Genomic DNA, 24,895 nt, shown 5'->3' with positions numbered 1-24,895 from the left:
TTGACCGGCCGGTCGGTTTATGCAAGAGTTTTTTCCATGAACCGCCTGATCCTGGCGGAACTGGAGGAAACATGTTCGAATCCGACACCGTCCTATCGGCGTTTGCCGACGGCGTCCTTACGCTGACCCTCAACCGCCCCGACAAGCTCAATGCCTTCAACGAGGAAATGCATCTGGCTCTGCGCGCCGGTTTTAAGCGTGCGCATGACGATGCGTCCGTGCGCGCCGTGTTGCTAACCGGAGCTGGTCGAGGCTTCTGCGCGGGGCAGGATCTCGGCGATCGCGATCCAAGCAAGGGCGGCGCTGCTCCCGACCTCGGGCGCACGATCGAGCTCTTCTACAACCCGCTGATCCGCCTCATCAGGACACTCGACAAGCCCGTCATCTGCGCCGTGAACGGCGTCGCAGCCGGCGCTGGCGCCAACATTGCGCTTGCCTGCGACATCACCCTGGCTGCGCGCTCGGCGCGCTTCATTCAGGCCTTTGCCAAGATCGGCCTGGTGCCTGATTCCGGCGGGACCTGGAGCCTGCCACGGCTGCTTGGTGAAGCGCGTGCCAAGGCGCTCGCACTGACAGCCGAGCCGCTCGACGCGGAAACGGCGGCAAGCTGGGGCCTGATCTGGAAGGTCGTCGAAGATGCCACACTCCTTGATGAAGCCACCGCGCTTGCTGTCAGTCTTGCCGCCGGGCCGACAAGGGGCCTTGGCATGACCAAGCGTGCCATTCAGGCCGCCGCGACCAACTCGCTGGATGAGCAGCTGGAACTCGAACGCGATCTTCAACGCGAGGCCGGACGCAGCGCCGACTACGCCGAGGGCGTCTCCGCCTTCCTGGAAAAGCGCAAGCCGGAGTTTGGGGGACAATGACCGACACGCTCGGTCTGACGGCGCAGGAGCTTGCCGATGCCTGCGCGGACGCGATGTGGCGCGAGGATAACGCCACGCGTCATCTCGGCATGGCCGTGGAGCAGGTAGCGCCGGGCGTGGCGGTGATCTCGATGGTTATCAAGCCTGAGATGACCAACGGTCACGGAACCTGCCATGGTGGATATATCTTCACGCTGGCCGATTCCGCCTTTGCCTTTGCCTGCAACACCTACAACCAGCGGGCCGTCGCGCAACATTGTTCGGTCACTTACATCGCACCGGCCATTGCGGGCGACCGGTTGACGGCAACGGCGCGCGAGGTTTCGCGGCGCGGTCGCGGCGGCATCTACGACATCAACGTGACCAATCACAACGGCGAGCAGATAGCCGAATTTCGCGGTCACTCGCGCACCGTCAAGGGCACCCTTTTGCCGGAGCGGCCTTAAAGCCACCGCCCGTTCATCTTGGAGGAGACAGACATGGAAGACCTCTCACCCCGCCCCGGCGACCTCGACGCCATCGAGACCGCCTCGCGCGATGAGATTGCAGCACTCCAGCTCGATCGGATGAAATGGTCGTTGAGCCACGCCTATGAGAACTCCGCCTTCTACCGCGCGCGCTTTGACGAGGTGGGCGTCCTTCCGTCGGATCTGAAATCGCTGGCCGATCTGGCGAAGTTCCCGTTCACGACCAAGAAGGATCTTCGTGACACTTATCCCTTCGGCATGTTTGCCGTGCCGCGCGAGAAACTGACGCGCATTCATGGTTCGTCGGGTACAACAGGCAAGCCGACGGTGGTTGGCTACACGCAGAAGGATATCGACATCTGGGCAGACGTCGTGGCGCGTTCGATCCGCGCCGCCGGCGGCCGTCGTGGCGACATGGTCCATGTCGCTTACGGCTATGGGCTCTTCACCGGCGGCCTGGGTGCCCATTACGGCGCCGAGCGGCTTGGCTGTACCGTCGTGCCGATGTCCGGCGGCATGACGGAGAGGCAGGTCACGCTGATGCAGGATTTCAAGCCACGCATCATCATGGTGACGCCCTCTTATATGCTCTCCATCCTCGACGAATTCCGCCGCCAGGATATCGACCCGCGCAAGAGCTCGCTGGCGGTCGGCATTTTCGGCGCCGAACCCTGGACGAACGCAATGCGTCAGGAGATCGAGCAGTCTTTCGACATGCATGCGGTCGACATTTATGGCCTCTCGGAAGTCATGGGGCCCGGCGTTGCCAGTGAGTGCGTCGAGACCAAGGACGGGCTGCATGTCTGGGAAGACCATTTTTATCCCGAGATTATCGACCCAGCGACGGGCGAGGTTCTGCCCGATGGCGAGATGGGCGAGCTCGTCTTCACGACGCTGACGAAGGAAGGCCTGCCGATCATCCGCTATCGCACGCGCGACCTCACGCGGCTCTTGCCCGGCACGGCACGCTCCATGCGGCGCATCGAAAAGATCACCGGCCGCTCGGACGACATGATGATCCTGCGCGGCGTCAACGTCTTCCCGACGCAGATCGAGGAGCAGATCCTCAAATGTCGGGGGCTCGCGCCCCACTTCCAGATCGAGCTCAGCCGTGCGGGCCGCATGGATCAGATGACCGTCCATGTCGAGTGCACGCCTGGCGCCGCCGACGAAATTGCGCGCGCTTCCTCGGCAAGAGCCCTTGCCCACTACATCAAGAGCGTCGTTGGTGTTACCACAAGGATCGAGATTCGCGACCCGGGTGGAGTCGCACGGTCCGAGGGTAAGGCCAAGCGGGTCGTCGACAACAGGCCGAAGGAATGAAGCCGATTGCTTCCCGGCGTGGTGACGTTCCGGGAAGCACCGAACAAGAGCTGTCGAAAGCTCGTCGCGTGGAGGGCGCGGAGGAAGAACAGGAACGCAGGGTAATATGGCACGAACGCGCGCGATCGACTTTGAAGAGAAACAACGCAGCCTCTTGAGCAGCGCCGCTGCCGTCTTTGCAGAGATGGGGATGGAGAAAGCCTCCATGGCTCACATCGCCTCGCGCAGCAACGTTTCCAAAGCCCTGCTTTACCATTACTACCCGAGCAAGGACGCCCTGATCTTCGATATCATTCGCAACCATCTCGAAGAGTTGGAAGCTGCCGTTGCTGGCGCGGATAAACCCGGCGTCTCTCCTCAGGAAAGATTGCGGCTTCTCGTTCGCCAGGTACTGGAAAACTATCGCGGCGCCGACAACGAGCACAAGGTGCAGCTGAACGGTACGAGCGCGCTCTCGCCAGAGCAACTTGACGAGCTGCGTGCCATCGAACGGCGGATCATTAAGCGTTTTTCCAACACCATCATCGAGATCAATCCGGATCTCAACGCGAACAAGCCGTTGCTGATGCCGGTGACGATGTCACTCTTCGGCATGATGAACTGGGTCTATATGTGGTTTCGACCGGGCGGTCCTGTCAGCCGCGACGAATATGCCGATATTGCCACCACCCTGATCCTCGAGGGCGTCAAGGCGGTACGCTGAGCGCTAAGCCTTAATCGCCGAATTTCAGCTGCTCCAGCATCAATGGATGGATCGTATCCCGGCTCCCCGGCGCTTCTCGGCGATCTCTTTCTCGCTGAGTTCGCCGATGCCCCTTGTCGGCGATCCGACCGTAACGCTTCTGGTGATGCCAGGTTATATTCCGCTGGAAGCCTTTTGGGCAGATGCCTGGATCGGGCGGTTACGCTGGTGGCGGCCTTCCAATGAGCAATTGCCCTAAGGCGATGCAGCTGCTGACCGGAGGGAGCTATCCGCTAGATCGCAGCAAAAGATAGCAATAACGGATGCTGCCTGGACCTAAACGGTTCATCATTTCGGTTTGACGGGCAGTAGATTGCCGAGCTCCATCGGAAAGGGGAATAAGATCGTCGAAGTCTTCTCACCGGCGATGACGTTCAAAGTGCTCAAATAGCGAAGTTGCATAGCCTCCGGTTGCCTGGCCAAGATTTCGGCCGCTTCGAGTAGCTTCGCTGCGGCCTGCTGCTCGCCCTCGGCATTGATGATCTTGGCGCGACGCTCGCGTTCTGCTTCCGCTTGGCGGGCAATTGCGCGGATCATCGATTCATTGATATCGACATGTTTGATCTCGACATTGGCAACTTTGATGCCCCACGCATCCGTCTGGGCGTCAAGGATTTCCTGAATGTCCAAGTTGAGCTTGTCGCGCTCGGCCAGCATCTCATCGAGGTCGTGCTTGCCGAGTACCGAGCGCAATGTGGTCTGGGCAAGCTGACTTGTCGCCATCATGAAATCCTCGACCTGTATCGTCGACTTCTCGGGATCGATGACCCTGAAATAGATCACCGCGCTGACGCGCACCGAGACGTTGTCGTGAGAAATGACGTCCTGGCTGGGGACATCGAGTACCCGCGTGCGTAAATCGACTCGTATCATCTGCTGGACGTAGGGGACGAGCAGGATCAGGCCGGGTCCCTTGACGCCGGTAAAGCGGCCAAGTGTAAAAACGACGCCGCGTTCGTATTCCCGGAGGATCTTGACCGCGGATGCGACGATGGCCAGCAAGATAAGGATCGCCACAAGATAGAAGGCGAGATCTGCAAACATACCCATTTCTTCTTCTCCTGCTTCCTAAGGCCGTTAGATCTCCTGCAGGCTGCGTGCGACTTCGAGCGTCAGCCCGTTCCGGCCGGTCACCGTGACGCCGTCACCAGCGGCGAGTGGCTCGGCAGACATCGCCTTCCACCGCTCGCCATGCGCGATGACGTAACCCCTTGCCCCGGCCCAGCTCTCAACCTTTCCCGAAATCCCGATCATCTGCTCTGCACCCGTGGCGACCTCGCGCCCGCGCGAGGTGAATGCGAGGCGGGCAACGACAAGGCTGAAAACGAGGCTGGCGACTGCGATCGCACCTAGTACGGGCCAGGAAACTTCTAGGCCGGGTATATCCGTGTCGAACAGAATGGTTGCGCCGAGCACCAGGGCCACACCGCCGCCGACGCCTAGCGCGCCGAACGTTGGCGAATGCGCCTCTGCCACCGTCAGCCCCACGCCGAGGATGATCAGCCCGATGCCGGCGAAACTCACCGGCAGCAACGCCAGAGCATAGAGACCAAGAAGGAGGCAGATGCCACCGATCGTGCCGGGAAGCATTGTCCCAGGCGCAAAAAATTCGAAGATCAGGCCATAGATTCCGACCATCATGAGGATGATTGCGATGTTTGGATCGGTAATCACGGAAAGTAGGCGCGTTCGCCAATCCGGCTGGAATTCCTCCACGACAAGACCGGCGGTATCGAGCCGAACATCTGTTTGACCGACCCGTACCATGCGTCCCTGGGCCTGGGTCAACAGATCGCCAACGGTAGCTGCGGTGAAATCGATGACGTGCTCGCGCGCGGCAGCGGTCGATGAAAGGCTCGCAGCTTCGCGCACTGCTTTTTCTGCCCAGTCGGCGTTGCGATTGCGCAATTCCGCAAGCCCTCGAATGTAAGCCACCGCGTCGTTGATAGCTTTCGCTTCGCTGGCGTCGCGGGGAGGCTGCGGCGGCTTTCCGCTCGGATTGTCCTTGTTGGGCTCCGGCTCGCCGCCGAAGGGCTTTCCGCCAAGTGCGATCGGTGTCGCAGCGCCGAGATTGGTGCCTGGCGCCATTGCCGCGATGTGGCTTGCGTAGAGAATATAGGTGCCAGCGCTGGCCGCCCGCGCCCCACTCGGTGCCACAAAACTTGCCACAGGCACGGACGACGCAAGGATCGCGCGAATGATTTCCCGCATGGAGGCGTCGAGACCGCCTGGTGTGTCGATCTGTAGGACAATCAGGCCCGCGCCACGTTCGCCGGCACGTTGAAGGCCTCGCATCACATAGTCGGCAGCCGCCGGACTGATGGCGCCGTTCACCTTCAGGACTATAGCCGCGCGCTTCGATTCCGATGCCAGCAGGGTCGTCGGGCCCAGAGCTGAGAGCAGCGAGAACAACGAGATCAGGATTGGCGGTAGCCACCGCCAACACCTTAAGCTCAGCGCTACCACCTGCGGAACGCTCATGATTTCTAATATATGTCAGAAATCACAAAGTGAAAGGAAAGCGTCCAAGGGGCGCGCCCAAAGACGAACGCAACGCTCAAGCTTTCGCTCGTACGGTCAGCTTCGCTTTCGAGGATGCGACGCCTCAAGCCTCAGATGGGCTCTCGAGCGCAATCCCGATTGTTGCCGCTACCCCTTCATTAGACAGCTAAAACCGGCATTGCGTAGCAAAAACCACCAAACGTGGCCTGCCTACTTGAATCTAAGGACAATTCGGGCCGATTTTCGTGTTGGGTAGTTTTAGCAACGGCGCGTAATGCGGCTCCGCGCACGCGCCATCGACGTCTTGGTCCTGAAAGCGCCCAAGAGCGGCACTATTGTCTGTTGACCGCTGGCGCTCCCATTTGCCTTCAAGGAATTCTTCCCGACGTGAATAGAGGCGCATCAACAAAGTGAACGGTTCTTTTCCAACCGGGAGCCAGTTACTCTCCTTCTCGGTGCCAGGCGAGTCAGCTTGGATATACAGATCAACAGACCCGTCGGCGTTGGCAACGAGCTTGTCGCGATCACCGATCGCCTGCCGCTTCAGTGGGTTCGGAATGAAATACCCGTCGCTGTCGTAGGCAGTGACGGACCAGAAAGCGTCCACTGGTGGCAATTCTCTCTTGTCGAAGTGCAGGACGTAGTCCCGCGAACAGCCGTTCGAAATCGAGGATGGACGGATCGACCAGGAGGTAGCAGATCCCTGACACGATGCTATCGCGTTCGCTCGCTGACTACTTAACGACTTCGACCTCACTCGGCCGCCAGGACTTGGTGAAGAACGGCTCAAGCGGGCTGTAGAGCCGCAGGCACGGGATAAAACCTTTACCGGGCATGGTCTGAATCCAGTTGCCTCGTTTGACATTCGCTGGTTGCGTCGGGCCGAAGTAAACCGTCGTCGTGCCGTCGGCCGCCGCCTCGGCTGCCGGCGACGGAAAGCTCTGGCTGCCGGCGCGCGGGTAGCGCTGCGGCGTGTCGAGCATCGAGCGCGACATGTTGTCGTAGAGCGTGAACGACCAGAAGTTCGCCTGCGGGATGTCCTTCGGCAACGTCACCTTGTAGGTCTTGCCGCCGTCGAATGGCTCCTTGTTTGCATCGACCATCGTCCATAAGTAGGTCGAGCCGATGCCGGGCAGCCGCATGGCCATCGCGGGCGTGATCCCGGTGACGCCGTAGAAGAAGTCCGTCCGCGCGTCGAGCGTGCGATAGCCGGTGGGCGGGAATGGCTTGACGCCCTCGGGCGTCACCAGCGGGATCGGCGTCTCGAACTCGTAGCCGACTTCGAACAGCATGTTCTGCCAACCCGAACCGGGGTAGTAGTATAAAGCCGGATCGCGAGGTGCCATAAACAGGGTGCGCGAGGTGGCATTGGCGAGCGCAAGCGCTTCGGCGAGAATCTTCTTCATCCGCGCATCCGGTGCGAACGGTTTGCCCTTGATGATGCCGATGGCGGCGACCGGGCCCATCAACTCGGGATCGAGTGACCCTGCAGGCTCCTGCTGCACGACCTCATTGAGCATCTCGTAAAAGCTGAAGTCGTTGGGTGGGATGGTGTTCATCACCTTGCCGGTACCTTCATGGAACACGGTCGGCGACGGTGGCGTGACTTTTCCAAGCTTAGCCTTGCCGCTCAGAAAGTCGGCGATGGGGGTGCCAACGCCGCCGGCCTCGTATGGATAGACCTTTGTGAACTTTCTGATCGATTCGGCCACCGGTTTCGGATCGTTGTTCTCCAGGAACGAGCGAGCGAACCATATGACGAGGCTGGTCCGGGCGCGGGCGATATTGAATCCATCAGGCAGCGGACCATCGTAGCCGGGCGGCAGAATGAGGTATTTCCCGCCCTGGCCGCGATCAGGCCCAGGCAGCCCGATGTCGACGACCCAGCGGAACCAGTAGTCATCAATCGCGCCAAGCGCCTTGGGTGGCACCTCGAGCACCATAGGACCCTTGGTCAGGTCGAGCATGCCCATGTAGTAGACGGTGTCCGCATTGGCAGTCAGGTACAGCGACTTGGCATCCATCAGTTCGGAGAAGACAAGGACTTCGTTATCCTTGACCCCGATGCTCAGAAAGCCCTTGTGGAGGGCGTGGATGCTGACTCCTTGCAGGGTGTTCACGAACGCCTCGAACGCATGCGTGAAGTCCAGATTGTCATAGACCTTGGCGATGGTCTCCTTGCTCGGCATGCCGTCCTTGAAGTCGAGCGTGCCAATGCGCGTCTCGACCTTGTCCGGCGTGGTGATCGCCGGGGGAATTTCAGCAGCAGTCTGGGCGGAGGCTATGCTTCCGCCATTGAGACCAGTTGTCGCGAGGAGAAAAACCAAAAAGGAAAGGCTGCTTGCTGTCGATGCCATGTCATTCCCTCCACTATAATTCTTCTAGGTTGGAACGGACTGCGCATGCACGTTTCATGCCCCAAAACAACACGGACGGGACCTATATCTTTCGCACAGTATTGGCGGCTGCAGCTCACAATCAGCTTGCTCGCAGAACTTGCAGCGTCATCTTCCCACGGCATCGAGAAATGGCAAGTACGTTACAGTAACATACGGCTGCTATCGAACTTCGCTTGGAATATTGCCTCCCACGCACAGGTCCGCGTAAGGCCGTTAGCGAGAGTTTGCGGGGATCAGCGGAACTTCTGCATTAGGCTCGAGACGCGACTTCGCGGCACTAAGGGCAAAGGTCCGGAAGTGGCTTTCCGGACGAAGCCCGACGACGGCTCACACGCAAGGCTGCCACTAGCGCGATCAAGGCCAGGAGGCAGTCCCGGAAGTTTGGCTGGAATTGATCGCTCTTCCAATTCAGATGTGTAAGCCGCTTTTGGTGGTCTTTGCTACCTGATGCGGCGGCAAACCGACCCCAATAACTGCGATGACTACCAGGGCAAAAATCAAGAAAATGCTAATACAGCCACTCTAAATATAGCTCCCGATGTGATAGAATTTGCAACTCGCTCGAGGATGAGATGCCGGGCGACGTTTCGACTTTTCGCAGAGTGGTTCGCCTGGGTGTCGAGGTAGCGTTTCCGCTATGCCGGAAAGGGTGAAGCCCCCGATAAAGAGGCCTCAAGATAACATCTCGGAATGAGAGGTGTACAATGCTTCGCAGATTGTTTCTCACCCTGGCTATTGCGACGTCCGCACTCGCGATCAACGGCGCCGCATGGGCCGACATCACGATCCTCGTGCCATCGGGCACCGAGGGCGACGGTCTCAGGGCCGCTGCCGACGACTACGGAAAGTTGAAGGGCACGAAGGTGGAGGCTGTACAGGCGCCTTATGCCAACGTGTTCGAGCAAGGCGCCAATGCCGGCGCGACCAAGTCCGGTGTCTTCGACATTATCCTCATGGACGATCCGTGGATTCCGTTTTTCGCCGAGAACGGACATCTGGAGGATCTGACCGCTTACTTCAAGAAGGCCGGAATGGAGGGGCCTGACAGTGACTTCCTTTCGAAGTCGCTGGCGGTCTGCCGCAATCCCTACAATACGGGACCCTATGTCTGTCTGCCCTATGTGGGCAATGCGCAGATGTTTTTCTATGACGCTGCCAAGTACAAGGAAGCTGGCGTAGATGCTCCAAAGACCTGGGACGACGTGTTGAAGGCGAGCAAGAAGCTGACGGAAAACGGCGGTGGCCGCTATTTCGGTTACGTCTTCCGAGGCGGCCAGGGAAATCCGGTGGTTGCCGATTTCATGCCGATCTTCTGGTCCTATGGCGCTGACATGTTCAACGCCGACCGAACCAAGGTAACGATCGACACGCCTGAAGGGGCCGCTGCCATGAAGACATTCATGGCGCTGCGCGATGTTTCGCCGAAGGGCGTGGAGAGCTACAACGCCAACGAGGTTGGCACCGCGCTAGCCGCCGGTACTGCTGCTTCATCGATCAACTGGCCGAACTACGTTGCGACCTTTGAAGATCCGACCCAATCGAAGATGGTCGGCAAGATCTCCTACAGTCCCATTCCTGCTGGAACGAAACCGGGCAGCTCGGAAATCGGCCACTGGACCATGGGCATCATGTCGGCTTCCAAGAATAAGCAGGAAGCTTTCGACTTCATGATGTGGGCGACCTCGCCCGAACAGATCAAGGTTTCGGCCCTACGAGGCAATCCGCCTGTCCGGACCTCGGTCTTCACCGACCCGGAACTGACCTCGCAAGAGAAGTTCCGGCATTATCCGGTATTGATGGAGGCGATCCAGGCCTCGACGCCCCGTCCGCGTCACCCGAAGTGGCCAGAGATCGAGAATGCCTTCGGCATCGAGCTTTCCAAGGCGGTCGCAGGCACGATCACGCCGGAAGAGGCTCTGAAGAGCTCGCAGGAGGCGGTCTCACGGATTACGAACCTTTACTAGGCAACTGCTATTTGGAGCGGGGTTTTCGGACGCCGCTCCGTTACTGCGCCGGCAATCGCGCCCGATGAGCTTGAAACCCGAGAATTCAGGCGCGCCGGGGCAGGTTTACGGGAGAGGTCAATGTTGACGTCGGAAAGCGGAACCGTGGCCGCGCCGCTTCGACCAGGTGGCGGTCTGGAGCGATGGGTAGAGCGGCATTTGCGCTTCCTCATGCTTGCGCCGACAGTACTCATACTCCTGGGCCTGACGATCTTTCCCAGCGTCTACATGTTCTATGCGGCGGTCCACAAAATCAGCCCGAATCCCGATCTGCCCTGGACGTTCGTCGGTGCCGGTAATTTCGCGCGGCTTTTTTCCGACACGCAATTTCACGTCGCGCTCTGGAACACCACCATATTTACGGTCGCGGCGGTGACGGCGGAATTCATCCTCGGTCTCGGCCTGGCGCTGCTCCTTGATAAATTCATTCGCAAGTTGACCTTTCTGAAGACCGTCCTGATGATCCCCATGATGCTGCCGCCGATCGCGGTCGCGATCACATGGAAGCTCATCTATGAGCCTCAGTTCGGCGTCCTGAACGAAATCATGTTCCGCCTCGGTCTGCCATTGCAGGCATGGGCGGGCGACGTGAACCTTGCGATGTTCTCGATCATCGTCGCCGATGTCTGGCAATGGACACCCTTCATATTCCTTCTCATGTTGGCGGGGTTGGCGAGCTTGCCGGTCGAACCCTACGAGGCCGCCGCGCTCGACGGAGCCTCGTCCTGGCAGCAGTTCCGGGACCTGACGCTGCCGTTCCTCAAGCCGGTTATCGCCATTGCGCTTCTCCTGCGTGTCATGGATGCACTGCGTCTTTTCGATCTGGTCTTCATACTGACAGGCGGGGGTCCGGCTGACCGGACCAAGGTCCTGAGCCTGTATATCTATCAGGTCGCCTACCGCTTCGCCGATCCAGGCTACGCGGCGGCGATGTCGCTTTTCGTGCTGTTTGTAACGATCGTTTTAAGCACCTGGTTCATGAAACGCATGCGGCTGGCGGAATGACCATGACACTGCCAAAAAAAATACACGCGCGCAGCCGGACCACAGACGTGCTCATCCGCCTGCTGGCCTATCTGACGATCGTTGTCGCGCTGGTCGTCACACTTTTTCCGATCTATTGGATCGCGACCAACTCGCTTAAATATGATATCGACATTTTCGCAGTGCCGCCGGAGTGGCTGCCGCGCAACCCCACCCTAAAACACTACAACGAAGCGTTTATCCAGCGTCCGTTCCTAGGCTACGCGCTGAACAGCTTTCTCGTCGCCGTCGGAACGACGATCGTTTCCCTGACCTTCGGCACAATGGCCGGCTATGCCTTGGCACGGTTCAGCTACCCCTGGCAGTGGCGGAAGCAGATTTCGTTCTGGATCCTGTCAACGCGCATGATGCCGCCCATCGTCAGCATCATTCCGCTCTACCTGTTCTTCAACTATTTCGACATGCTCAACACGAAGTCGGCTCTCATTGTCGCCTACACCGCCTTCAATCTGCCCTTCGCGACGTGGATGATGAAGAGCTATTTCCAGGATCTTCCGGTCGAGCTTGAGGAGGCGGCGATGGTCGACGGCGACACACGGTGGGGCGCATTCCTACACGTGGCGTTGCCTCTTGCCCGGCCTGGGCTTGCAGCCACCGCCATCTTCTGTCTGATCATCTCGTGGAACGAGTTTCTACTTTCCCTCATCATCACGCTCACCGAGCAGTCGCAGACGCTGCCGATCGGCATTGCCGGGCGCGTAACGCAATACAACACCTATTGGGGTGAAATCAGTGCGGCGGGGTTCATGGCCTGCGTGCCAATCGTCATCTTCGCCTTCATCGTCCAGAAGCATCTCGTCCGGGGATTGTCCCTGGGTGCCGTCAAAGGTTGAGACCTATGGCGTCCGTCACATTCAAAAACGTCTGCAAGAAGTTCGGCGAATTCGTTGCCGTCAATGATTTCAACCTCGAGATCAGGGACAAGGAGTTTCTCGTTTTGCTCGGACCTTCCGGTTGCGGCAAGACAACGACCATGCGGATGGTCGCGGGTCTCGAGGAAGCGACATTCGGCGACATCTACATCGACGAGGACCGCGTCAACGGTGTCCTTCCCAAGTATCGCGACGTTGCAATGGTATTCCAGTCATATGCTTTGTATCCTCACCTCACCGTCGAAGACAACATCGGTTACCCGCTGAAGATCCGCAAAGTGCCGCCCGCTGAATGCAAGCGACGAATAGCCGAAGTCGCACGGCGTGTGGAACTCGACTCGATGTTGTCGCGGCTGCCGAAGGAACTTTCCGGCGGTCAGCGCCAGCGCGTGGCACTTGCTCGCGCTATCGTGCGCACACCACGCGTCTTTCTGATGGACGAGCCGCTGTCCAATCTCGATGCCAAGCTTCGCACGCAGATGCGCGCCGAGCTGAAGCACCTGCAACATGAGCTGCAGGTCACGACGATCTACGTCACCCATGACCAGATAGAAGCGATGACCCTTGCCCATCGCGTGGCCGTGATGAACAAGGGCGTCATCGAGCAGCTTGGGACGCCACGGGAGATCTATAACGATCCGCGCACGCTCTTCGTTGCCGGCTTTATTGGCTCGCCGCCGATGAACCTCATTCCGGGAGAAGTGAGAGACGGTGTGTTCGTTAGTGCCGGCCTCAGGGTCGGGGGTATCGGCCAGGCAAACGTCTCTCGAGCGGTCCTCGGCGTCCGCCCCGAGGACGTCCACCCGACTGATGCCGGTGATGTAGACGTCAATCTGGTCGCGCCGATCTATTCGGCGGAGCTCACCGGCGAGAATACGCTTGTGAGCCTGCGGTTGGGGGGTCAACTCATGACCTTGCGTGCCGACAAGAATTTCACGGGTCAGATCGACCAGCAGATCGGCGTCAAGGTCGCGACGGATCGCGTGTTTCTGTTCAATGGCGAGACTCAAGATCGTGTTGACTTCTAGCCGTTGGACGTCAGCGATGGTGATCACCCTTGCATTTGGCGCGACCGCTGCCGATGGCGGCCTCATCGCTGAAAATCCGCTGATTGAAATTCCTGCGGGGACGTTCATCTTCGGCCGCGACGATGGCCCTGAAAACGAACGCCCGCGGCGCGAACTGGAGGGGCAGGCGTTTGCGATCAATCGCACCGAGATTACAAACCAGCAATATGGGCTCTTCGTCAAGGAGACCGGCCATCGGGCGGCCTTCTACGCCAATCACCCAATCCTGGGATTGGACGACCGGCCGGTCGTCGGGGTGAGTTGGGAAGACGCCGATGCATTTTGCCGTCACTACGGGTTGGTTCTTCCATCGGAACAACAATACGAGCGTGCGGCGCGAGGAACGAAGGGCAGCGCGTTCCCATGGGGCGAGGTCCCGCCGGGCAATGCGCGCGCAAATTCTGGAGCGGATGCCTGTTGTTCCGGCGACGCGCGCGATGGGTATCCGATGACCGCACCGGCGGCGTCCTTCGCCGATGGCGCAAGCAAAGAGGGCGTCCTCAATCTTGTCGGCAATGTCTGGGAGTGGACCCGTGATGGCTACGCGCCGTATGAAGGCGGGACCGCGGCGAGGAGCGCCGGGCTGTACCGCGTGCTTCGTGGGGGCTCCTGGAACAGCGACCCAAACCACCTGACAACGACCTATCGGCTCGCCTATGATCCGGAATTCCGGTTCTCAGCCAATGGTGGCTTCAGATGCGTCCGCTCTACACCTTGATGATCGTCACCGGTTTTCTGCTCCCAGCCACCGGTACTGGTGCTGAACCGACGGCGCCGCCCGGCTACACGCTCGAGACCTTCAACACGCCTGGTGCCGCCTTCGCCGGCCTATCTCGCGACGCCGGAGACCTGCTCGTCAGCGATCTCGCCAGCGGCCGGCTCTACCGGCGCGGCGCGGACGGCAAGCTTGTCGCATTCGGTCCGGTATTTCCCCATGGCCTCGACGTGATCGGTGACCCGACCGGTCCATATCGTGTCGTCCGCGCCGATGATGGACTTGTCGTCGCCCAGGGATGGACGCCAGTCGGCTCGAAGGAGGGGCCGCTTGACCACGCGCTCGTTGCGCTCAACGCGGCCGGTCAGGTCCGTGTCATCAGCAACGATTTCTGGAATCCGTTCGACTTCGTTGCGGCGAGCGGACGCTACTACGTGATCGACTCCGCTCGAAACAGTGTCGAACGCGTACAGCCCGACGGCCACAAAAGCACGCTTCTGACATTCCGCCGCATGGAGCAGGCGGCCACGGCGCTCCGCAGCCTTTCACCGACCGAGTTCGCCGAAGGCAACAGCTACGAAACCGATGCGGTGCCAGCCGGTATCGCCCTTCACGGCGGGCGCCTCTATATAGCGCTGTTCGGCGGCTTTCCCTTCCTTACCGGAGCCGGAAAGATCGTTTCGATTCCCGAGGCTGGCGATCAGTCAACGCCGCAGATTGACGTCGAAGCGCTTAATGCGCCCGTGAGTGTTGCTTTCGACAACGGTGGAGAGATGCTTGTCCTCGAACACGGCATCTACGACCAGAAGGAAGGATTTCGTAAGGCGAGTGGGAGATTGCTGAAGTTCAATAAAAAGGCACGGGAACGGACGGTTATTCTCGAGGGCCTGACCCGCCCAGTGTCTGTGCTTGTCTGGGACGAGCGGCTGATCGTCGTTTCCGAGCTGGGCGGCAACCTTTATGTTCTGACGCGCGCACCTGCTCGCTGAGCGTGGCTTTCGGTTTTGGTCCTGGATTAATGCACATAACTGCTTGGCGCCAAGGTGAGTTGCGCTGCTTATCCACGATGGCCTTGAGCTTTTTCCAACCTGCAAGATCGCGTTCACCTATCCGCTCTTGAATGGCCGATAGCATCCAGCCGGCAGCGGCTGCATCATTGGCGGCCTTATAGGTACCGCACCGCTCCAGGCAAGCCATGATACGCGGACAGGCGGGATCGCATTTGTCCCGAAACCCGTTCCCGTACGGGACATGCTTTGGCTCAATCCCCGAATTTTAGCCGCTCCAGGATCAGCGGGTCATATTCGGGAGCCTGGATGCGCCGACGGTCTGCTTCCGGTTCGCGGAGCGGTTCGACGGGTCGAAGCTTGTCCTTGGCTTCCAGTGCGAGGCGCTGATAGACCCCCGTTCCCTGACGCTTCCAGGCGATTTCTTTTTCGCTTAGTTCGCGAATGACCCTGGCAGGGGATCCGACCGCCAGGCTGTTTGCCGGGATTTCAGCGCCTGCCTTGACGAAAGCCATGGCGGCAACGATGGAATTTTCGCCGATCACGGCTTCGTCCATGACCACGGCATTCATTCCGACCATGGCATTGCGACCGATGCGGCAGCCGTGCAGCACGGCGCCGTGGCCGATATGACCGTCTTCGCCGATCACCACCTCCACGTCAGGAAAGCTATGAACGACGCAGGTCTCCTGGACGTTCGAGCCACGTTCCATGACGATCCGCCCGAAATCACCGCGCAATACGGCGCACGGGCCGACATAGCAGGCCGGTCCAATGATGACGTCGCCAATCACCACGGCGGCCGGATGGACGAAAGCCGTTGGATGGATCACCGGCACGACGCCATCATAGGAATAGACCTGCGCCATATTAATCAGTCCCTTGTCTTGGCCACCATCGTCAGCACGTCGTACTGGGCAACCGTCGCACGACTCTGGTTGCTCACACGGCAATCCCAGCGCACTTCGCCATGCTCGGCGCCGATGCGCGGGTTGATCTCCTTGCAGGTCAATTGGACCTGCAGCGTATCGCCCGGATTGACCGGCGTGAGGAAGCGCAGGTTGTCGACCCCATAATTGGCGAGAACCGGGCCAGGGGCCGGGTCAACAAATAGACCGGCGGCGAAGGAGACGATCAGATAGCCGTGGGCGACGCGGCCGTCGAAGAACGGATTGGCGCGTGCGGCTTCCTCGTCCATGTGGGCATAGAAGGTATCGCCTGTGAATTTGGCGAAATGCTCGATATCTTCAAGCGTGACCGTGCGCGTACCTGTTACCAGCTGGTCGCCGATTTGCAGTTCTGCAAGCGACTTGCGGAACGGGTGCTCGCCATCACGGCGCACGTCGGCACCGGCAACCCAGCGGCCGGTGACGGCAGACAGAAGCGTCGGTGCGCCTTGCACCGCCGTGCGCTGCATGTAATGCATGACCCCGCGAAGGCCGCCCAATTCCTCGCCACCGCCGGCGCGTCCTGGACCGCCATGCACCAGACCGGGCAGCGGCGAGCCGTGGCCGGTCGACGTCTTGGCGCTCGTGCGGTTGCCGATCAGCACCCGTCCGTGGAACGGCGCCATGCCGAGGACCACGTCTTCGGCAAAGATGGGATCGTTGGTGAAGACGGAGGAAACGAGACTTCCCTTGCCGCGGCGGGCAAGATCCACCGCCTCCTCGGCACTGTCATAAGGCATGACCGTGCTGACCGGGCCGAAGGCTTCGACGTCGTGCACGGCCTTGGCTTGCCAGGGCTTGTCGCAATAAAGCAGGACCGGATTGAGGAAGGCGCCGGCTTCCGCGTCACCCGACACAACGCGCGGATTGTCCGGATCGCCGGCGACGATCTCGGCATCGGCGAGAAGATCGCCGATGCGCGCGCGGACCTCGTCACGCTGAGCAAGGCTTGCAAGCGGGCCCATGCGGACGGTTTCATCGGCGGCATTGCCGAGCGTGGTCTTGCCAAGACGCTCGCCAAGGACGGAGACCAGCGCGTCGCAATAGGCGCGTGGCGCGATGACGCGGCGGATGGCCGTGCACTTCTGGCCGGCCTTTGCCGTCATCTCTCGAGAGACTTCCTTGACGAAGAGGTCGAACTCTTCCGTGCCGGGGCCCGCGTCGAGGCCGAGGACAGTCGCATTGAGGCTGTCTGCCTCCATGGTGAAGCGCACCGAATTTTCGATGATCGCCGGATGGGTCTTCAGCTTGCGGCCCGTCCAGGCCGAACCGGTGAAGGTTACGACATCTTGCCCGTCGACATGGTCGAGGAGATCGCCGACCGAACCGCAGACCAGTTGCACGGCGCCCTCCGGCAGAAGACCGGTTTCGATCATGCGACGCACGACAAGCTCGGTGAGATAGGCCGTCTGGCTTGCCGGCTTGACGATCGCCGGCATGCCGGCGATGAGGGTCGGCGCCAGCTTCTCCAGCATGCCCCAGACCGGGAAGTTGAAGGCATTGATGTGAATGGCGACGCCCTGCAGCGGCGACAGAATGTGCCGGGCCGAGAACGTTCCGTCGCGCGACAGGGTTTCCACGTCGCCATCAACGAGTACGCGCGTATTGGGCAGCTCGCGTCGACCCTTTGAGGCATAGGACAACAGAGTGCCGATGCCGCCGTCGATATCGATCCAGCTGTCTGTCCTGGTGGCGCCAGTCGCCGACGACAGGGCGTAGAACTCCTCCTTCCGGTCCATCAGCGCCTGGCCAAGTGCCTTCAGCATGGCGGCGCGCTCATGAAACGACATGCGCCTGAGTGCGGGACCTGCCTTCTCGCGGCCGTAGGCCAGAGACGACGCAAAATCGACACCGGTAGAATCGATCAGCGCCACCGGTGCGCCCGTCGAGGCATCGCGCAGTTCAGCGCCATCCTTCGTGCCGGGAACCCAGCGGCCATAGACATAGCTTTCGAGGCGGCGTGGCTCCATTACCAGAACGTTCATTGTTTTAATCCTTCCGGTCAGTTCAGATTGAGCGCAGCAAGCTGCGCGTCGATGGCCGCCTGCCATTCAGACAGCAGCGTCTCGTTAGGGGTATGGCGAAGGCCGAAACGGGACAGAGTTTGGTAGCGCGCCGATCCGGAGAGTCCAAAGCTTGCGGCAACGCGCGGCCGCCAATAGATGATCGCTTCACGCGCGGCCTTCGCCCCTTCCTCATCTTCGGCAATCCGCTTCAGCGCCTCGATGCCGAGATCGGTGTGATGCGCCTCTCGCGGCAGAATGGCGCGGAACACTTCGGCAAGTGGCTGGTAGGAGACGTGAGTGAGCTCCCGCAACTGGATGGTGCTTGCAGTGCCCATCAGCACATTCATAACGACTGCATCGATCCAGCCCTCAAGGGGATAGTGGAAAACGGAAAGGCGCATGTCGCCGCCCTGGCGTGCTGCACCGATGTCGGTGTCGCGCTTCAGGCGGGCGTCCCATGGATGGTGCGCGGCATAGCGGCCGCTATCGGCGCCGAAGCTACCCATGATCTCGAGCACGCGTCCGGCATGGTCGGTCTTTTCAAGAACGATCTTGGCAGACGCGATGCGCTCCTTGATACCAGGCGCATCGTTGATCGTATCGGCAAAGCCGGCCGCACCCGCAAGCTCGCTGTCGACGAAACTCGCCATCAGGCGCAAGAGCTCGCCGCGATAGCGCGGCGGCGCATTGTCCGGCGACGTCAGCACGCCCCCCTTGAGCAGGTACTCCTCGATCGGCATCGTATCGGGCATCGGCATTCCTCCCTCGGTCCTCGACCGATTACTGGTCGTAGCTGACGACGATGCGGTCGCTCAGCGGATAGCACTGGCAGGTCAAGACGTAGCCCTGGCGGACCTCGTAGTCCTCGAGCGCATGGTTGACCTCCATCTCGGTCTCACCCTCCAGGACCTTGGCCCGACAAGTGGAACAGACGCCTGCCTTACAGGCGTAGGGCGCGTCCATGTTGTTTTCGAGCGCCGCCTCGAGCAGCGTTTGCCCTTGTTTAGGCATCTTGAAGACGCGGGTTGCGCCATCGAGCATCACCGTTGCCTGGCAGGCCGTGTCCTTGTCGACGCCCGCAGCACTTTCCGCCCTGCGGCGCGCACGTCCCGGCTGGGAGGATGCGAAGAGTTCGAACTTGATCTGTTCCTCGCGCATCCCGTGATCGCGAAGTGCGGCGGCAATCGACAGCATCATCGGTTCCGGTCCGCAGATGAAGACCGTATCGATGGCCTTCAGATCGATCCAGTGCTTGAACAGGCCGGCGCATTTCTCGACGTCGACGCGACCCGTAAAGAGGTCGATATCCTGCGCCTCGCTTTCCAGAATGTGCAAGATCGACAGCCGGCCGAGATAGGTGTCCTTCAGGTCGTCCAGCTCCTCGCGGAACATGATCGAGCTGATTTGTCGGTTGGCATAGACCAGCGTGAAGCGTGAACGTGGCTCGCGAGCGAGCGTCGTCTTAATGATCGAAAGGACCGGTGTGATGCCGCTTCCGCCGGCAAATCCCAGATAGGTCTTGGAAACATCAGGCTCGATCGCCGTGAAGAACGCGCCCATCGGCGGCATGGCTTCCATGGTGTCGCCGACGCTGAGTTCTTCGTTCGCCCATGTCGAAAAGCAGCCACCATCGACCCGCTTGATGCCGACCCTGAGCAAGCCCTCATCCCGCCCCGCACAGATCGAATACGAACGTCGCAACTCCTCGCCGTCGAACTTGCGGCGGAAGGTCAGGTACTGGCCTTGCGTGAAATCGAACGCGCTGCGGTCCTCGTCCTGCGGGGTAAGCGTGACGACGACGGCATCGCGTGTTTCGCGCCGGATGTCGGTGACCTGAAGGGAATGGAAACGTGCCATATTGCGGACCTCACTAGGCAAAGGGTCAGATGCACTTGAAATAATCGAATGGTTCCAGGCAATCGGTGCAGCGATAGCTCGCCTTGCACGGTGTCGAGCCGAACTGGCTGATCTTTTCCGTGTTCGTCGAGCCGCAACGCGGACAGACGATCATCAGATTGGAGCGGCCGGAGAGCCGGTCGACGCGCTGGCGCAGGATGCCGTCTATCGCCGTTCCGTCCACGGGCGGCGCAATGCCGTAGGCGCGCAGTTTTTCGCGACCCTCGGTGCTGATCCAGTCGGTCGTCCAGGCCGGCGACAGCTGGCGCTCCAGTCTGAGCTTTTCGATCCCTTTTTCCTTTAGCGCCCGCTCGATATCGAGGTTGATGAGCGCGGTCGCCGGACAGCCGGAATAGGTGGGCGTCACCGTCACGACCAGCGTGTCCTCCTTCCATGCGACACCGCGGATGATGCCAAGATCGACAAGCGAGATCACCGGGATTTCCGGATCCTGCACCTCTTCAAGCCACCGCCAGATATCGGCGATCGACGGCAACGTCGCGGCTATCATAACCGCCTCCTTCCGTTTACCAGCTCGCGCCCGGATAGGCGCGCTGCAGGAACTGCAGTTCAGCGAGGATGAAGCCCATGTGCTCGGTATGAACGCCGCGCTTGCCGCCCTTATGCATGAAGCCGTCGGCCGGCTTCTTCAGCGTCGCGTCTGAAAGCGCGTCATCAACCAACTCGTCCCACGCGGCCTTCAGGCTTTCGGGCTCCGGTGCAATGCCGGCCGCAGCAAGCTCGGCATCGGACGCGTCGCCGACGAAAAGTTCGCCGGTATAGGCCCAGAGATCGTCAAGCGCCTCCTGCATGCGCCGGTGGCTTTCGGCGGTGCCGTCACCAAGACGGATGATCAGATCGCGGCTGCGATCGAGATGGTAGGCAACTTCCTTCGAGGCTTTTTCCGCGATGTCGGCGATACGCTTGTGCGTCGACGAGCGCAGGGCCCTCAACATCAGGAAATGCCAGGCATCGAACAGAAACTGACGCATCAGCGTCTTTCCAAAATCGCCGTTCGGGCGCTCGACGAGCAGCACGTTGCGGAAGTCGCGGGCATCGCGCAGATAGGCAAGATTGTCGGCGCTGCGGCCCTGAGCTTCGATTTCACCGGCAAGACCGAGCCAGAGCTGGGTCTGCCCGATCAGATCAAGCGCGGTGTTGGAAAGCGCGATGTCCTCTTCCAGTGCCGGCGAATGCCCGCACCACTCGGACACGCGGTGGCCGAGGATGAGCGCGTTATCGCCGATGCGCGTCAGGAACTCGAAGAGTGCCGTCGGGCTGACGGCCGTGTTGGAGGGAGCGCTCATCACATATGCCCCACTTCATCGGGAATGTCGAAGAACGTCGGGTGGCGGTAGACCTTGGAGTTTGACGGGTCGAACAGCGGCCCTTTCTCCGATGGAGCACTTGCGGTGATTTCGCTCGAGCGCACCACCCAGATGCTCACCCCTTCATTGCGGCGGGTATAGACGTCGCGGGCGTTGTTGATGGCCATTTCGGCGTCCGGCGCATGCAGGCTGCCGACATGCCGGTGATTGAGGCCGTGCTGGCCGCGGATGAAAACTTCCCAAAGGGGCCATTCGCTGGGCATCGATGTTTCTCCCTGCTCGCGCTCTCGCGGCCAAAGGGCCCCGGAGATCGCGTATTTGTTACGATTGCGACTGCTCAAAGCGGACGCCCAAGGGGCGTGCGCACATTACTCGGCGGCGGTGGGCGCTGCGGCGCGGCGCGACGTCATCTTCTCGGCATGGGCAACGAGACCATCGCGGAACCACGCGCCGTCGTTCCATGCCTTCTGTCGGGCATTGAGGCGCTCGGCATTGCACGGGCCATTGCCGGCGATGACGGCGAAGAACTCGGTCCAATCAGGCTCACCGAAATCGTAGCCGCCCTTTTCCTCGTTCCACGTCAGATCGGGATCCGGCACCGTCAGGCCGAGATACTCGGCTTGTGGCACGGTCTGGTCGACAAACCTCTGGCGGAGCTCGTCGTTGGAGTTTTGCTTGATCTTCCAGGCCATCGACTGGGCCGAGTGCACCGAGGCATCGTCCGAGGGGCCGAACATCATTAGCGACGGCCACCACCAGCGGTTCAGCGCGTCCTGGACCATTTCCCTTTGGGCGGGCGTGCCTTTCACCATCTTCATCAGGATGTCGAAACCCTGGCGTTGGTGAAAGCTTTCTTCCTTGCAGATGCGAACCATGGCGCGAGCATAAGGCCCGTAGGAACAGCGCTGCAGCGGCACCTGGTTCATGATGGCTGCACCGTCGACCAGCCAGCCAATCGCGCCGATATCGGCCCAGCTGAGCGTCGGGTAATTGAAGATCGAGGAGTACTTCGCTTTGCCACTGTGCAGCTGCTCGTACATCTCGTCCCGGCTGATGCCGAGTGTTTCGGCCGCGCAGTAGAGGTATAATCCATGACCGGCTTCATCCTGCACCTTGGCAAGCAGGATGGCCTTGCGCTCCAGCGTCGGGGCGCGCGTGATCCAGTTGCCTTCCGGCAGCTGACCGACGATCTCTGAATGAGCATGCTGGCTGATCTGTCGCACCAGCGTCTTGCGGTAGCCTTCCGGCATCCACTCCTTCGGCTCGACCTTCTGGCCGGCGTCAATTCGTTCCTGAAAGGCGCGTTCGACCGGGTCCAGCTCGTCGAGCGTCTTGACACGGGCGCTGTCGGTTTTGACCATCTGTGCGTACACGGTTCGTCTCCTTTGCCTTCGCGCGTCAGACGCGCTCGAGAATGATTGCGATGCCCTGACCGACGCCGATACACATGGTGCAAAGCGCATAGCGACCGCCTTGGCGCTGCAATTGGTAGGTTGCCGTGGTGACCAGCCGGGCGCCGCTCATGCCGAGCGGATGGCCGATCGCGATGGCGCCGCCATTCGGATTGACATGGGGCGCATCATCGGGGAGGTCCAGATCGCGCAGCACGGCGAGCGCCTGGGCGGCAAATGCCTCGTTCAACTCGATCACGTCCATCTGGCCGATTGCAAGCCCAGCGCGCTCCAGCACGCGGCGCGCGGCAGGGGCTGGACCAACGCCCATAATGCGCGGCTCGACGCCGGCTGCAGCCATTGCGACGATGCGCGCCTTAGGCCTCAGACCCTGCGCTTTTGCAGCCGCCTCGCTCGCGACAATGAGGGCGGCAGCGCCGTCATTGACGCCTGACGCGTTGCCCGCCGTAACGCTGAGGTCCGGGCCGTTTACCCCCTTGAGCTTTGAAAGCTGCTCGGCCGTCGTGCCCGGGCGTGGGTGTTCATCGCGGTCGACGACAACGGGATCACCCTTCTTCTGCGCAAGCTTGACGCTGACCAGTTCGTCGACGAACAGGCCAGCCTCCTGAGCCGCTGCCCAGCGGGCCTGGCTGCGAGCCGCAAACGCGTCCTGGTCGGCGCGGCTGACGCCAAAATCGGCCGCCACGTTGTCGGCTGTCTCAGGCATGGAATCGACGCCGAACTGCGCCTTCATCCTTGGATTGACGAAGCGCCAGCCGATCGTCGTGTCGTGGACCGCATTGCTCCGGGAAAAAGCGTTGTCTGCCTTCGGCATGACGAAGGGCGCGCGGCTCATGCTCTCGACGCCACCGGCGATCACGAAGTCGCAGTCGCCGGCGCGGATTGCCCTTGCCGCCATGCCGACGGCATCCATGCCGGATCCACACAAGCGATTGACGGTTGTTGCCGGAACAGTGACGGGCATGCCGGACAGGAGCACGGCCATGCGGCCGACATTGCGGTTGTCTTCGCCCGCCTGGTTGGCGCAGCCATAGATGAGATCGTCGACCTTACTCCAGTCGACATCCGCATGACGCTCCATCAAGGCGGTGAGTGGAAGGGCTGCCAGATCATCCGCGCGCACCGCCGCAAGCGCACCGCCATAGCGGCCGATGGGTGTGCGGACAGCATCTTCCGACATGCGCGATTTCCTCCTGCTTCCCGCAAGGTCGATCAATCCAACATTGATTAACCGACCGATCGGTCATCTATTAGCATGCCATATGTCACACATCAACAGACCATGAGACAAAAATTGTGATGTTTGCGGCTGTGCCTGTTGAGTATATCACAAACACCTCGGCAAGAGGCCAGGACGGGCTCGGACGCTAGATGATCTGCTTAGAAAGGCTGGTCAGTCGACGGTCGGTCGCAGCGGTCGCTATCGCCAACGGCCCTACCGCCGCGACGAAGTTGCGCGCCACATGGGCGTCAGCGGCGGGCGAGAGTTTTCGATAAAGACAAGCGAAGAGTCGCCTTGCCCGCTGTCCGGGCCAATCCTTTGGCAAGGCGGGGGAGGGTAGTCTCGGATCATGCAGCAAGACACTGCGGAAGCGATGCGTCAAAAGCAGCCGCACCGCCAAAGACGTCTTCGGAGCCGGTGCGTCAGATTCCAGGAATCGGGCGATAGGCTCAAATTGCACGAGGAATTGCCGGTAGGCAGCAGCGTGCGGAGCAAGATCCCAATAATCCGCGACGAAGGCCGCCAATGCCTTTTGACCGGACGCGGTTTCGGCACGAAAGACCGTGCCGGCAATCGTTGCCGGTAGTGGCCCTGCAGGTCCAACTGCCAGGCGGGGTCCAAGACGCGCAAAGCCGGCGCGCTGGAGCGCCTGCATCTGCTCGTCGGCAGATAAGCCTGTCATATGGACGAACTGCCAGCCGTGATCCTCGAAAGGTTCGAAGAGCACCATGGCGGCTGCGGCAAACTCGCGCCCGGCAGACTGGGATAGGCGATAGTAGCTTCGCCGTCCTTCCCTTTCACCGAGGAGCTGCCCCGAGGCGACCAGTCGCGACACGGCGGTTCTCACGAGGGTTTCGCTGATGCCGACTTCGGCGCAGGTTTCAATCAGGTTGCCGATCCATGCCACACCACCGCGCGGTTCGACGACGTCGCCGTAGATCGTCACGATGAAACCGGCTGCCTTGAGGGGACTTTCGGCAAGAATGGTTCCTATCAGTTCCCTTGCCTGGACGTCTGCTTGATTGGTCGCTGCCGTCACCGATTCCTCCTTGGAACGTGCCGGCGCGGCCTATCACA

At 60.7% G+C, this 24,895-nt stretch carries 24 protein-coding genes; 10 read left to right on the top strand and 14 right to left on the bottom strand.

Features of this window, described 5'->3' with window-relative positions; translation table 11 throughout:
* The first annotated feature begins 71 nt into the window (after positions 1–71).
* From paaG to BSG20_RS08740, 4 genes are all read left to right on the top strand, one after another.
* Entirely contained in the window at positions 72–866 is a 795-nt protein-coding gene (paaG, locus tag BSG20_RS08755) for a 2-(1,2-epoxy-1,2-dihydrophenyl)acetyl-CoA isomerase PaaG (protein ID WP_072373635.1), read from the top strand.
* Positions 863–1,312 carry a hydroxyphenylacetyl-CoA thioesterase PaaI gene (gene paaI, locus BSG20_RS08750; RefSeq protein WP_072373632.1) on the top strand — a complete coding sequence of 150 codons (450 nt, stop codon included), beginning with the start codon at positions 863–865 and terminating at the stop codon, positions 1,310–1,312. The genes paaG and paaI overlap by 4 nt, the downstream gene beginning before the upstream one ends.
* 33 nt (positions 1,313–1,345) lie before the next feature.
* A complete protein-coding gene (gene paaK / locus BSG20_RS08745; protein ID WP_072373629.1) occupies positions 1,346–2,656 on the top strand; it encodes a phenylacetate--CoA ligase PaaK in 1,311 nt (436 codons plus the stop codon).
* A gap of 106 nt (positions 2,657–2,762) precedes the next feature.
* Positions 2,763–3,359 carry a TetR/AcrR family transcriptional regulator gene (locus BSG20_RS08740; RefSeq protein WP_072373626.1) on the top strand — a complete coding sequence of 199 codons (597 nt, stop codon included), beginning with the start codon at positions 2,763–2,765 and terminating at the stop codon, positions 3,357–3,359.
* Positions 3,360–3,686: 327 nt separating this feature from the next.
* Here the strand turns inward: BSG20_RS08740 and BSG20_RS08730 are convergent, their stop codons facing one another.
* The 4 genes from BSG20_RS08730 to BSG20_RS08715 form a co-directional block, all read right to left on the bottom strand.
* Positions 3,687–4,448: a slipin family protein gene (locus tag BSG20_RS08730; protein ID WP_072373620.1), complete on the bottom strand. Its 762-nt coding sequence runs from the start codon at positions 4,446–4,448 to the stop codon at positions 3,687–3,689.
* 27 nt (positions 4,449–4,475) lie between these two features.
* The gene (locus tag BSG20_RS08725; RefSeq protein ID WP_072373617.1) at positions 4,476–5,879 is read right to left on the bottom strand and encodes an NfeD family protein; all 1,404 of its coding nucleotides are present in this window, start codon (positions 5,877–5,879) and stop codon (positions 4,476–4,478) included.
* Between the two features lie 241 nt (positions 5,880–6,120).
* Entirely contained in the window at positions 6,121–6,657 is a 537-nt protein-coding gene (locus BSG20_RS08720; RefSeq protein WP_280142177.1) for a DUF1214 domain-containing protein, read from the bottom strand.
* Positions 6,635–8,257, bottom strand: coding sequence for a DUF1254 domain-containing protein (locus tag BSG20_RS08715; RefSeq protein ID WP_072373614.1), 1,623 nt, complete (start codon positions 8,255–8,257; stop codon positions 6,635–6,637). Before BSG20_RS08715 ends, BSG20_RS08720 begins: the two co-directional genes overlap by 23 nt.
* A gap of 746 nt (positions 8,258–9,003) precedes the next feature.
* On the opposite strand from BSG20_RS08715, the gene BSG20_RS08710 reads away from it, so the two are divergent.
* The 6 genes from BSG20_RS08710 to BSG20_RS08685 all read left to right on the top strand — a co-directional run bounded on the left by BSG20_RS08710 (position 9,004) and on the right by BSG20_RS08685 (position 14,989).
* Positions 9,004–10,263, top strand: coding sequence for an ABC transporter substrate-binding protein (locus BSG20_RS08710; protein WP_072373611.1), 1,260 nt, complete (start codon positions 9,004–9,006; stop codon positions 10,261–10,263).
* A 120-nt stretch (positions 10,264–10,383) separates the two neighbouring features.
* Positions 10,384–11,307 (top strand): carbohydrate ABC transporter permease, encoded by a 924-nt coding sequence (locus BSG20_RS08705; protein WP_072373608.1) that lies wholly within the window; start codon positions 10,384–10,386, stop codon positions 11,305–11,307.
* Positions 11,304–12,179, top strand: coding sequence for a carbohydrate ABC transporter permease (locus BSG20_RS08700; protein WP_072373605.1), 876 nt, complete (start codon positions 11,304–11,306; stop codon positions 12,177–12,179). The genes BSG20_RS08705 and BSG20_RS08700 overlap by 4 nt, the downstream gene beginning before the upstream one ends.
* 5 nt (positions 12,180–12,184) lie before the next feature.
* Positions 12,185–13,246, top strand: coding sequence for an ABC transporter ATP-binding protein (locus tag BSG20_RS08695; protein ID WP_072373602.1), 1,062 nt, complete (start codon positions 12,185–12,187; stop codon positions 13,244–13,246).
* A gap of 16 nt (positions 13,247–13,262) precedes the next feature.
* Positions 13,263–14,003, top strand: a complete 741-nt coding sequence (locus tag BSG20_RS08690; protein ID WP_072373599.1) for a formylglycine-generating enzyme family protein — start codon at positions 13,263–13,265, stop codon at positions 14,001–14,003.
* A complete protein-coding gene (locus BSG20_RS08685) occupies positions 13,982–14,989 on the top strand; it encodes a ScyD/ScyE family protein (RefSeq protein ID WP_072373596.1) in 1,008 nt (335 codons plus the stop codon). The genes BSG20_RS08690 and BSG20_RS08685 overlap by 22 nt, the downstream gene beginning before the upstream one ends.
* A gap of 272 nt (positions 14,990–15,261) precedes the next feature.
* Here BSG20_RS08685 and BSG20_RS08680 read toward each other — a convergent pair whose 3' ends face one another.
* The 10 genes from BSG20_RS08680 to paaX all read right to left on the bottom strand — a co-directional run bounded on the left by BSG20_RS08680 (position 15,262) and on the right by paaX (position 24,857).
* On the bottom strand, positions 15,262–15,876 hold the full coding sequence (locus tag BSG20_RS08680; RefSeq protein WP_072373593.1) for a transferase hexapeptide repeat family protein: 615 nt from the start codon (positions 15,874–15,876) through the stop codon (positions 15,262–15,264).
* A gap of 5 nt (positions 15,877–15,881) precedes the next feature.
* Positions 15,882–17,939, bottom strand: coding sequence for a phenylacetic acid degradation bifunctional protein PaaZ (gene paaZ / locus BSG20_RS08675; protein ID WP_072373590.1), 2,058 nt, complete (start codon positions 17,937–17,939; stop codon positions 15,882–15,884).
* Positions 17,940–17,956: 17 nt separating this feature from the next.
* Complete coding sequence (locus tag BSG20_RS08670; protein WP_072373587.1) at positions 17,957–18,712, bottom strand: Phenylacetic acid catabolic protein; 756 nt, start codon at positions 18,710–18,712, stop codon at positions 17,957–17,959.
* A 28-nt stretch (positions 18,713–18,740) separates the two neighbouring features.
* Positions 18,741–19,817, bottom strand: coding sequence for a 1,2-phenylacetyl-CoA epoxidase subunit PaaE (gene paaE, locus BSG20_RS08665; protein WP_072373584.1), 1,077 nt, complete (start codon positions 19,815–19,817; stop codon positions 18,741–18,743).
* 25 nt (positions 19,818–19,842) lie between these two features.
* Positions 19,843–20,367, bottom strand: coding sequence for a 1,2-phenylacetyl-CoA epoxidase subunit PaaD (gene paaD, locus BSG20_RS08660; RefSeq protein ID WP_072373582.1), 525 nt, complete (start codon positions 20,365–20,367; stop codon positions 19,843–19,845).
* Positions 20,368–20,383: 16 nt separating this feature from the next.
* Complete coding sequence (paaC, locus tag BSG20_RS08655; protein WP_072373579.1) at positions 20,384–21,163, bottom strand: 1,2-phenylacetyl-CoA epoxidase subunit PaaC; 780 nt, start codon at positions 21,161–21,163, stop codon at positions 20,384–20,386.
* On the bottom strand, positions 21,163–21,447 hold the full coding sequence (gene paaB, locus BSG20_RS08650) for a 1,2-phenylacetyl-CoA epoxidase subunit PaaB (RefSeq protein ID WP_037118848.1): 285 nt from the start codon (positions 21,445–21,447) through the stop codon (positions 21,163–21,165). Before paaB ends, paaC begins: the two co-directional genes overlap by 1 nt.
* A 105-nt stretch (positions 21,448–21,552) precedes the next feature.
* Complete coding sequence (paaA, locus tag BSG20_RS08645; RefSeq protein ID WP_072373576.1) at positions 21,553–22,557, bottom strand: 1,2-phenylacetyl-CoA epoxidase subunit PaaA; 1,005 nt, start codon at positions 22,555–22,557, stop codon at positions 21,553–21,555.
* A 25-nt stretch (positions 22,558–22,582) separates the two neighbouring features.
* Positions 22,583–23,776 carry a 3-oxoadipyl-CoA thiolase gene (gene pcaF, locus BSG20_RS08640; protein ID WP_072373573.1) on the bottom strand — a complete coding sequence of 398 codons (1,194 nt, stop codon included), beginning with the start codon at positions 23,774–23,776 and terminating at the stop codon, positions 22,583–22,585.
* Between the two features lie 187 nt (positions 23,777–23,963).
* Positions 23,964–24,857: a phenylacetic acid degradation operon negative regulatory protein PaaX gene (paaX, locus tag BSG20_RS08635; RefSeq protein WP_072373570.1), complete on the bottom strand. Its 894-nt coding sequence runs from the start codon at positions 24,855–24,857 to the stop codon at positions 23,964–23,966.
* Positions 24,858–24,895 lie beyond the last annotated feature (38 nt).

It is taken from the genome of Rhizobium tibeticum (assembly GCF_900110205.1).
Taxonomy (GTDB): domain Bacteria; phylum Pseudomonadota; class Alphaproteobacteria; order Rhizobiales; family Rhizobiaceae; genus Rhizobium; species Rhizobium tibeticum.
This window is presented reverse-complemented; position numbering and strand designations above follow the sequence as displayed.

Excerpts from the sequence above, each read along its gene's own strand:
- BSG20_RS08670 (WP_072373587.1), bottom strand. The coding sequence starts at position 18,712 with ATGCCCGATACGATGCCGATCGAGGAGTACCTGCTCAAGGGGGGCGTG.
- paaG (WP_072373635.1), top strand. The coding sequence starts at position 72 with ATGTTCGAATCCGACACCGTCCTATCGGCGTTTGCCGACGGCGTCCTT.
- BSG20_RS08725 (WP_072373617.1), bottom strand. The coding sequence starts at position 5,879 with ATGAGCGTTCCGCAGGTGGTAGCGCTGAGCTTAAGGTGTTGGCGGTGG.
- paaZ (WP_072373590.1), bottom strand. The coding sequence starts at position 17,939 with ATGAACGTTCTGGTAATGGAGCCACGCCGCCTCGAAAGCTATGTCTAT.
- BSG20_RS08710 (WP_072373611.1), top strand. The coding sequence starts at position 9,004 with ATGCTTCGCAGATTGTTTCTCACCCTGGCTATTGCGACGTCCGCACTC.
- paaE (WP_072373584.1), bottom strand. The coding sequence starts at position 19,817 with ATGGCACGTTTCCATTCCCTTCAGGTCACCGACATCCGGCGCGAAACA.
- BSG20_RS08705 (WP_072373608.1), top strand. The coding sequence starts at position 10,384 with ATGTTGACGTCGGAAAGCGGAACCGTGGCCGCGCCGCTTCGACCAGGT.
- pcaF (WP_072373573.1), bottom strand. The coding sequence starts at position 23,776 with ATGTCGGAAGATGCTGTCCGCACACCCATCGGCCGCTATGGCGGTGCG.
- BSG20_RS08680 (WP_072373593.1), bottom strand. The coding sequence starts at position 15,876 with ATGGCGCAGGTCTATTCCTATGATGGCGTCGTGCCGGTGATCCATCCA.
- BSG20_RS08740 (WP_072373626.1), top strand. The coding sequence starts at position 2,763 with ATGGCACGAACGCGCGCGATCGACTTTGAAGAGAAACAACGCAGCCTC.
- BSG20_RS08685 (WP_072373596.1), top strand. The coding sequence starts at position 13,982 with ATGCGTCCGCTCTACACCTTGATGATCGTCACCGGTTTTCTGCTCCCA.
- paaC (WP_072373579.1), bottom strand. The coding sequence starts at position 21,163 with ATGAGCGCTCCCTCCAACACGGCCGTCAGCCCGACGGCACTCTTCGAG.
- BSG20_RS08730 (WP_072373620.1), bottom strand. The coding sequence starts at position 4,448 with ATGGGTATGTTTGCAGATCTCGCCTTCTATCTTGTGGCGATCCTTATC.
- paaB (WP_037118848.1), bottom strand. The coding sequence starts at position 21,447 with ATGCCCAGCGAATGGCCCCTTTGGGAAGTTTTCATCCGCGGCCAGCAC.
- paaI (WP_072373632.1), top strand. The coding sequence starts at position 863 with ATGACCGACACGCTCGGTCTGACGGCGCAGGAGCTTGCCGATGCCTGC.
- paaK (WP_072373629.1), top strand. The coding sequence starts at position 1,346 with ATGGAAGACCTCTCACCCCGCCCCGGCGACCTCGACGCCATCGAGACC.
- BSG20_RS08715 (WP_072373614.1), bottom strand. The coding sequence starts at position 8,257 with ATGGCATCGACAGCAAGCAGCCTTTCCTTTTTGGTTTTTCTCCTCGCG.
- BSG20_RS08695 (WP_072373602.1), top strand. The coding sequence starts at position 12,185 with ATGGCGTCCGTCACATTCAAAAACGTCTGCAAGAAGTTCGGCGAATTC.
- paaD (WP_072373582.1), bottom strand. The coding sequence starts at position 20,367 with ATGATAGCCGCGACGTTGCCGTCGATCGCCGATATCTGGCGGTGGCTT.
- BSG20_RS08700 (WP_072373605.1), top strand. The coding sequence starts at position 11,304 with ATGACCATGACACTGCCAAAAAAAATACACGCGCGCAGCCGGACCACA.
- BSG20_RS08690 (WP_072373599.1), top strand. The coding sequence starts at position 13,263 with ATGGTGATCACCCTTGCATTTGGCGCGACCGCTGCCGATGGCGGCCTC.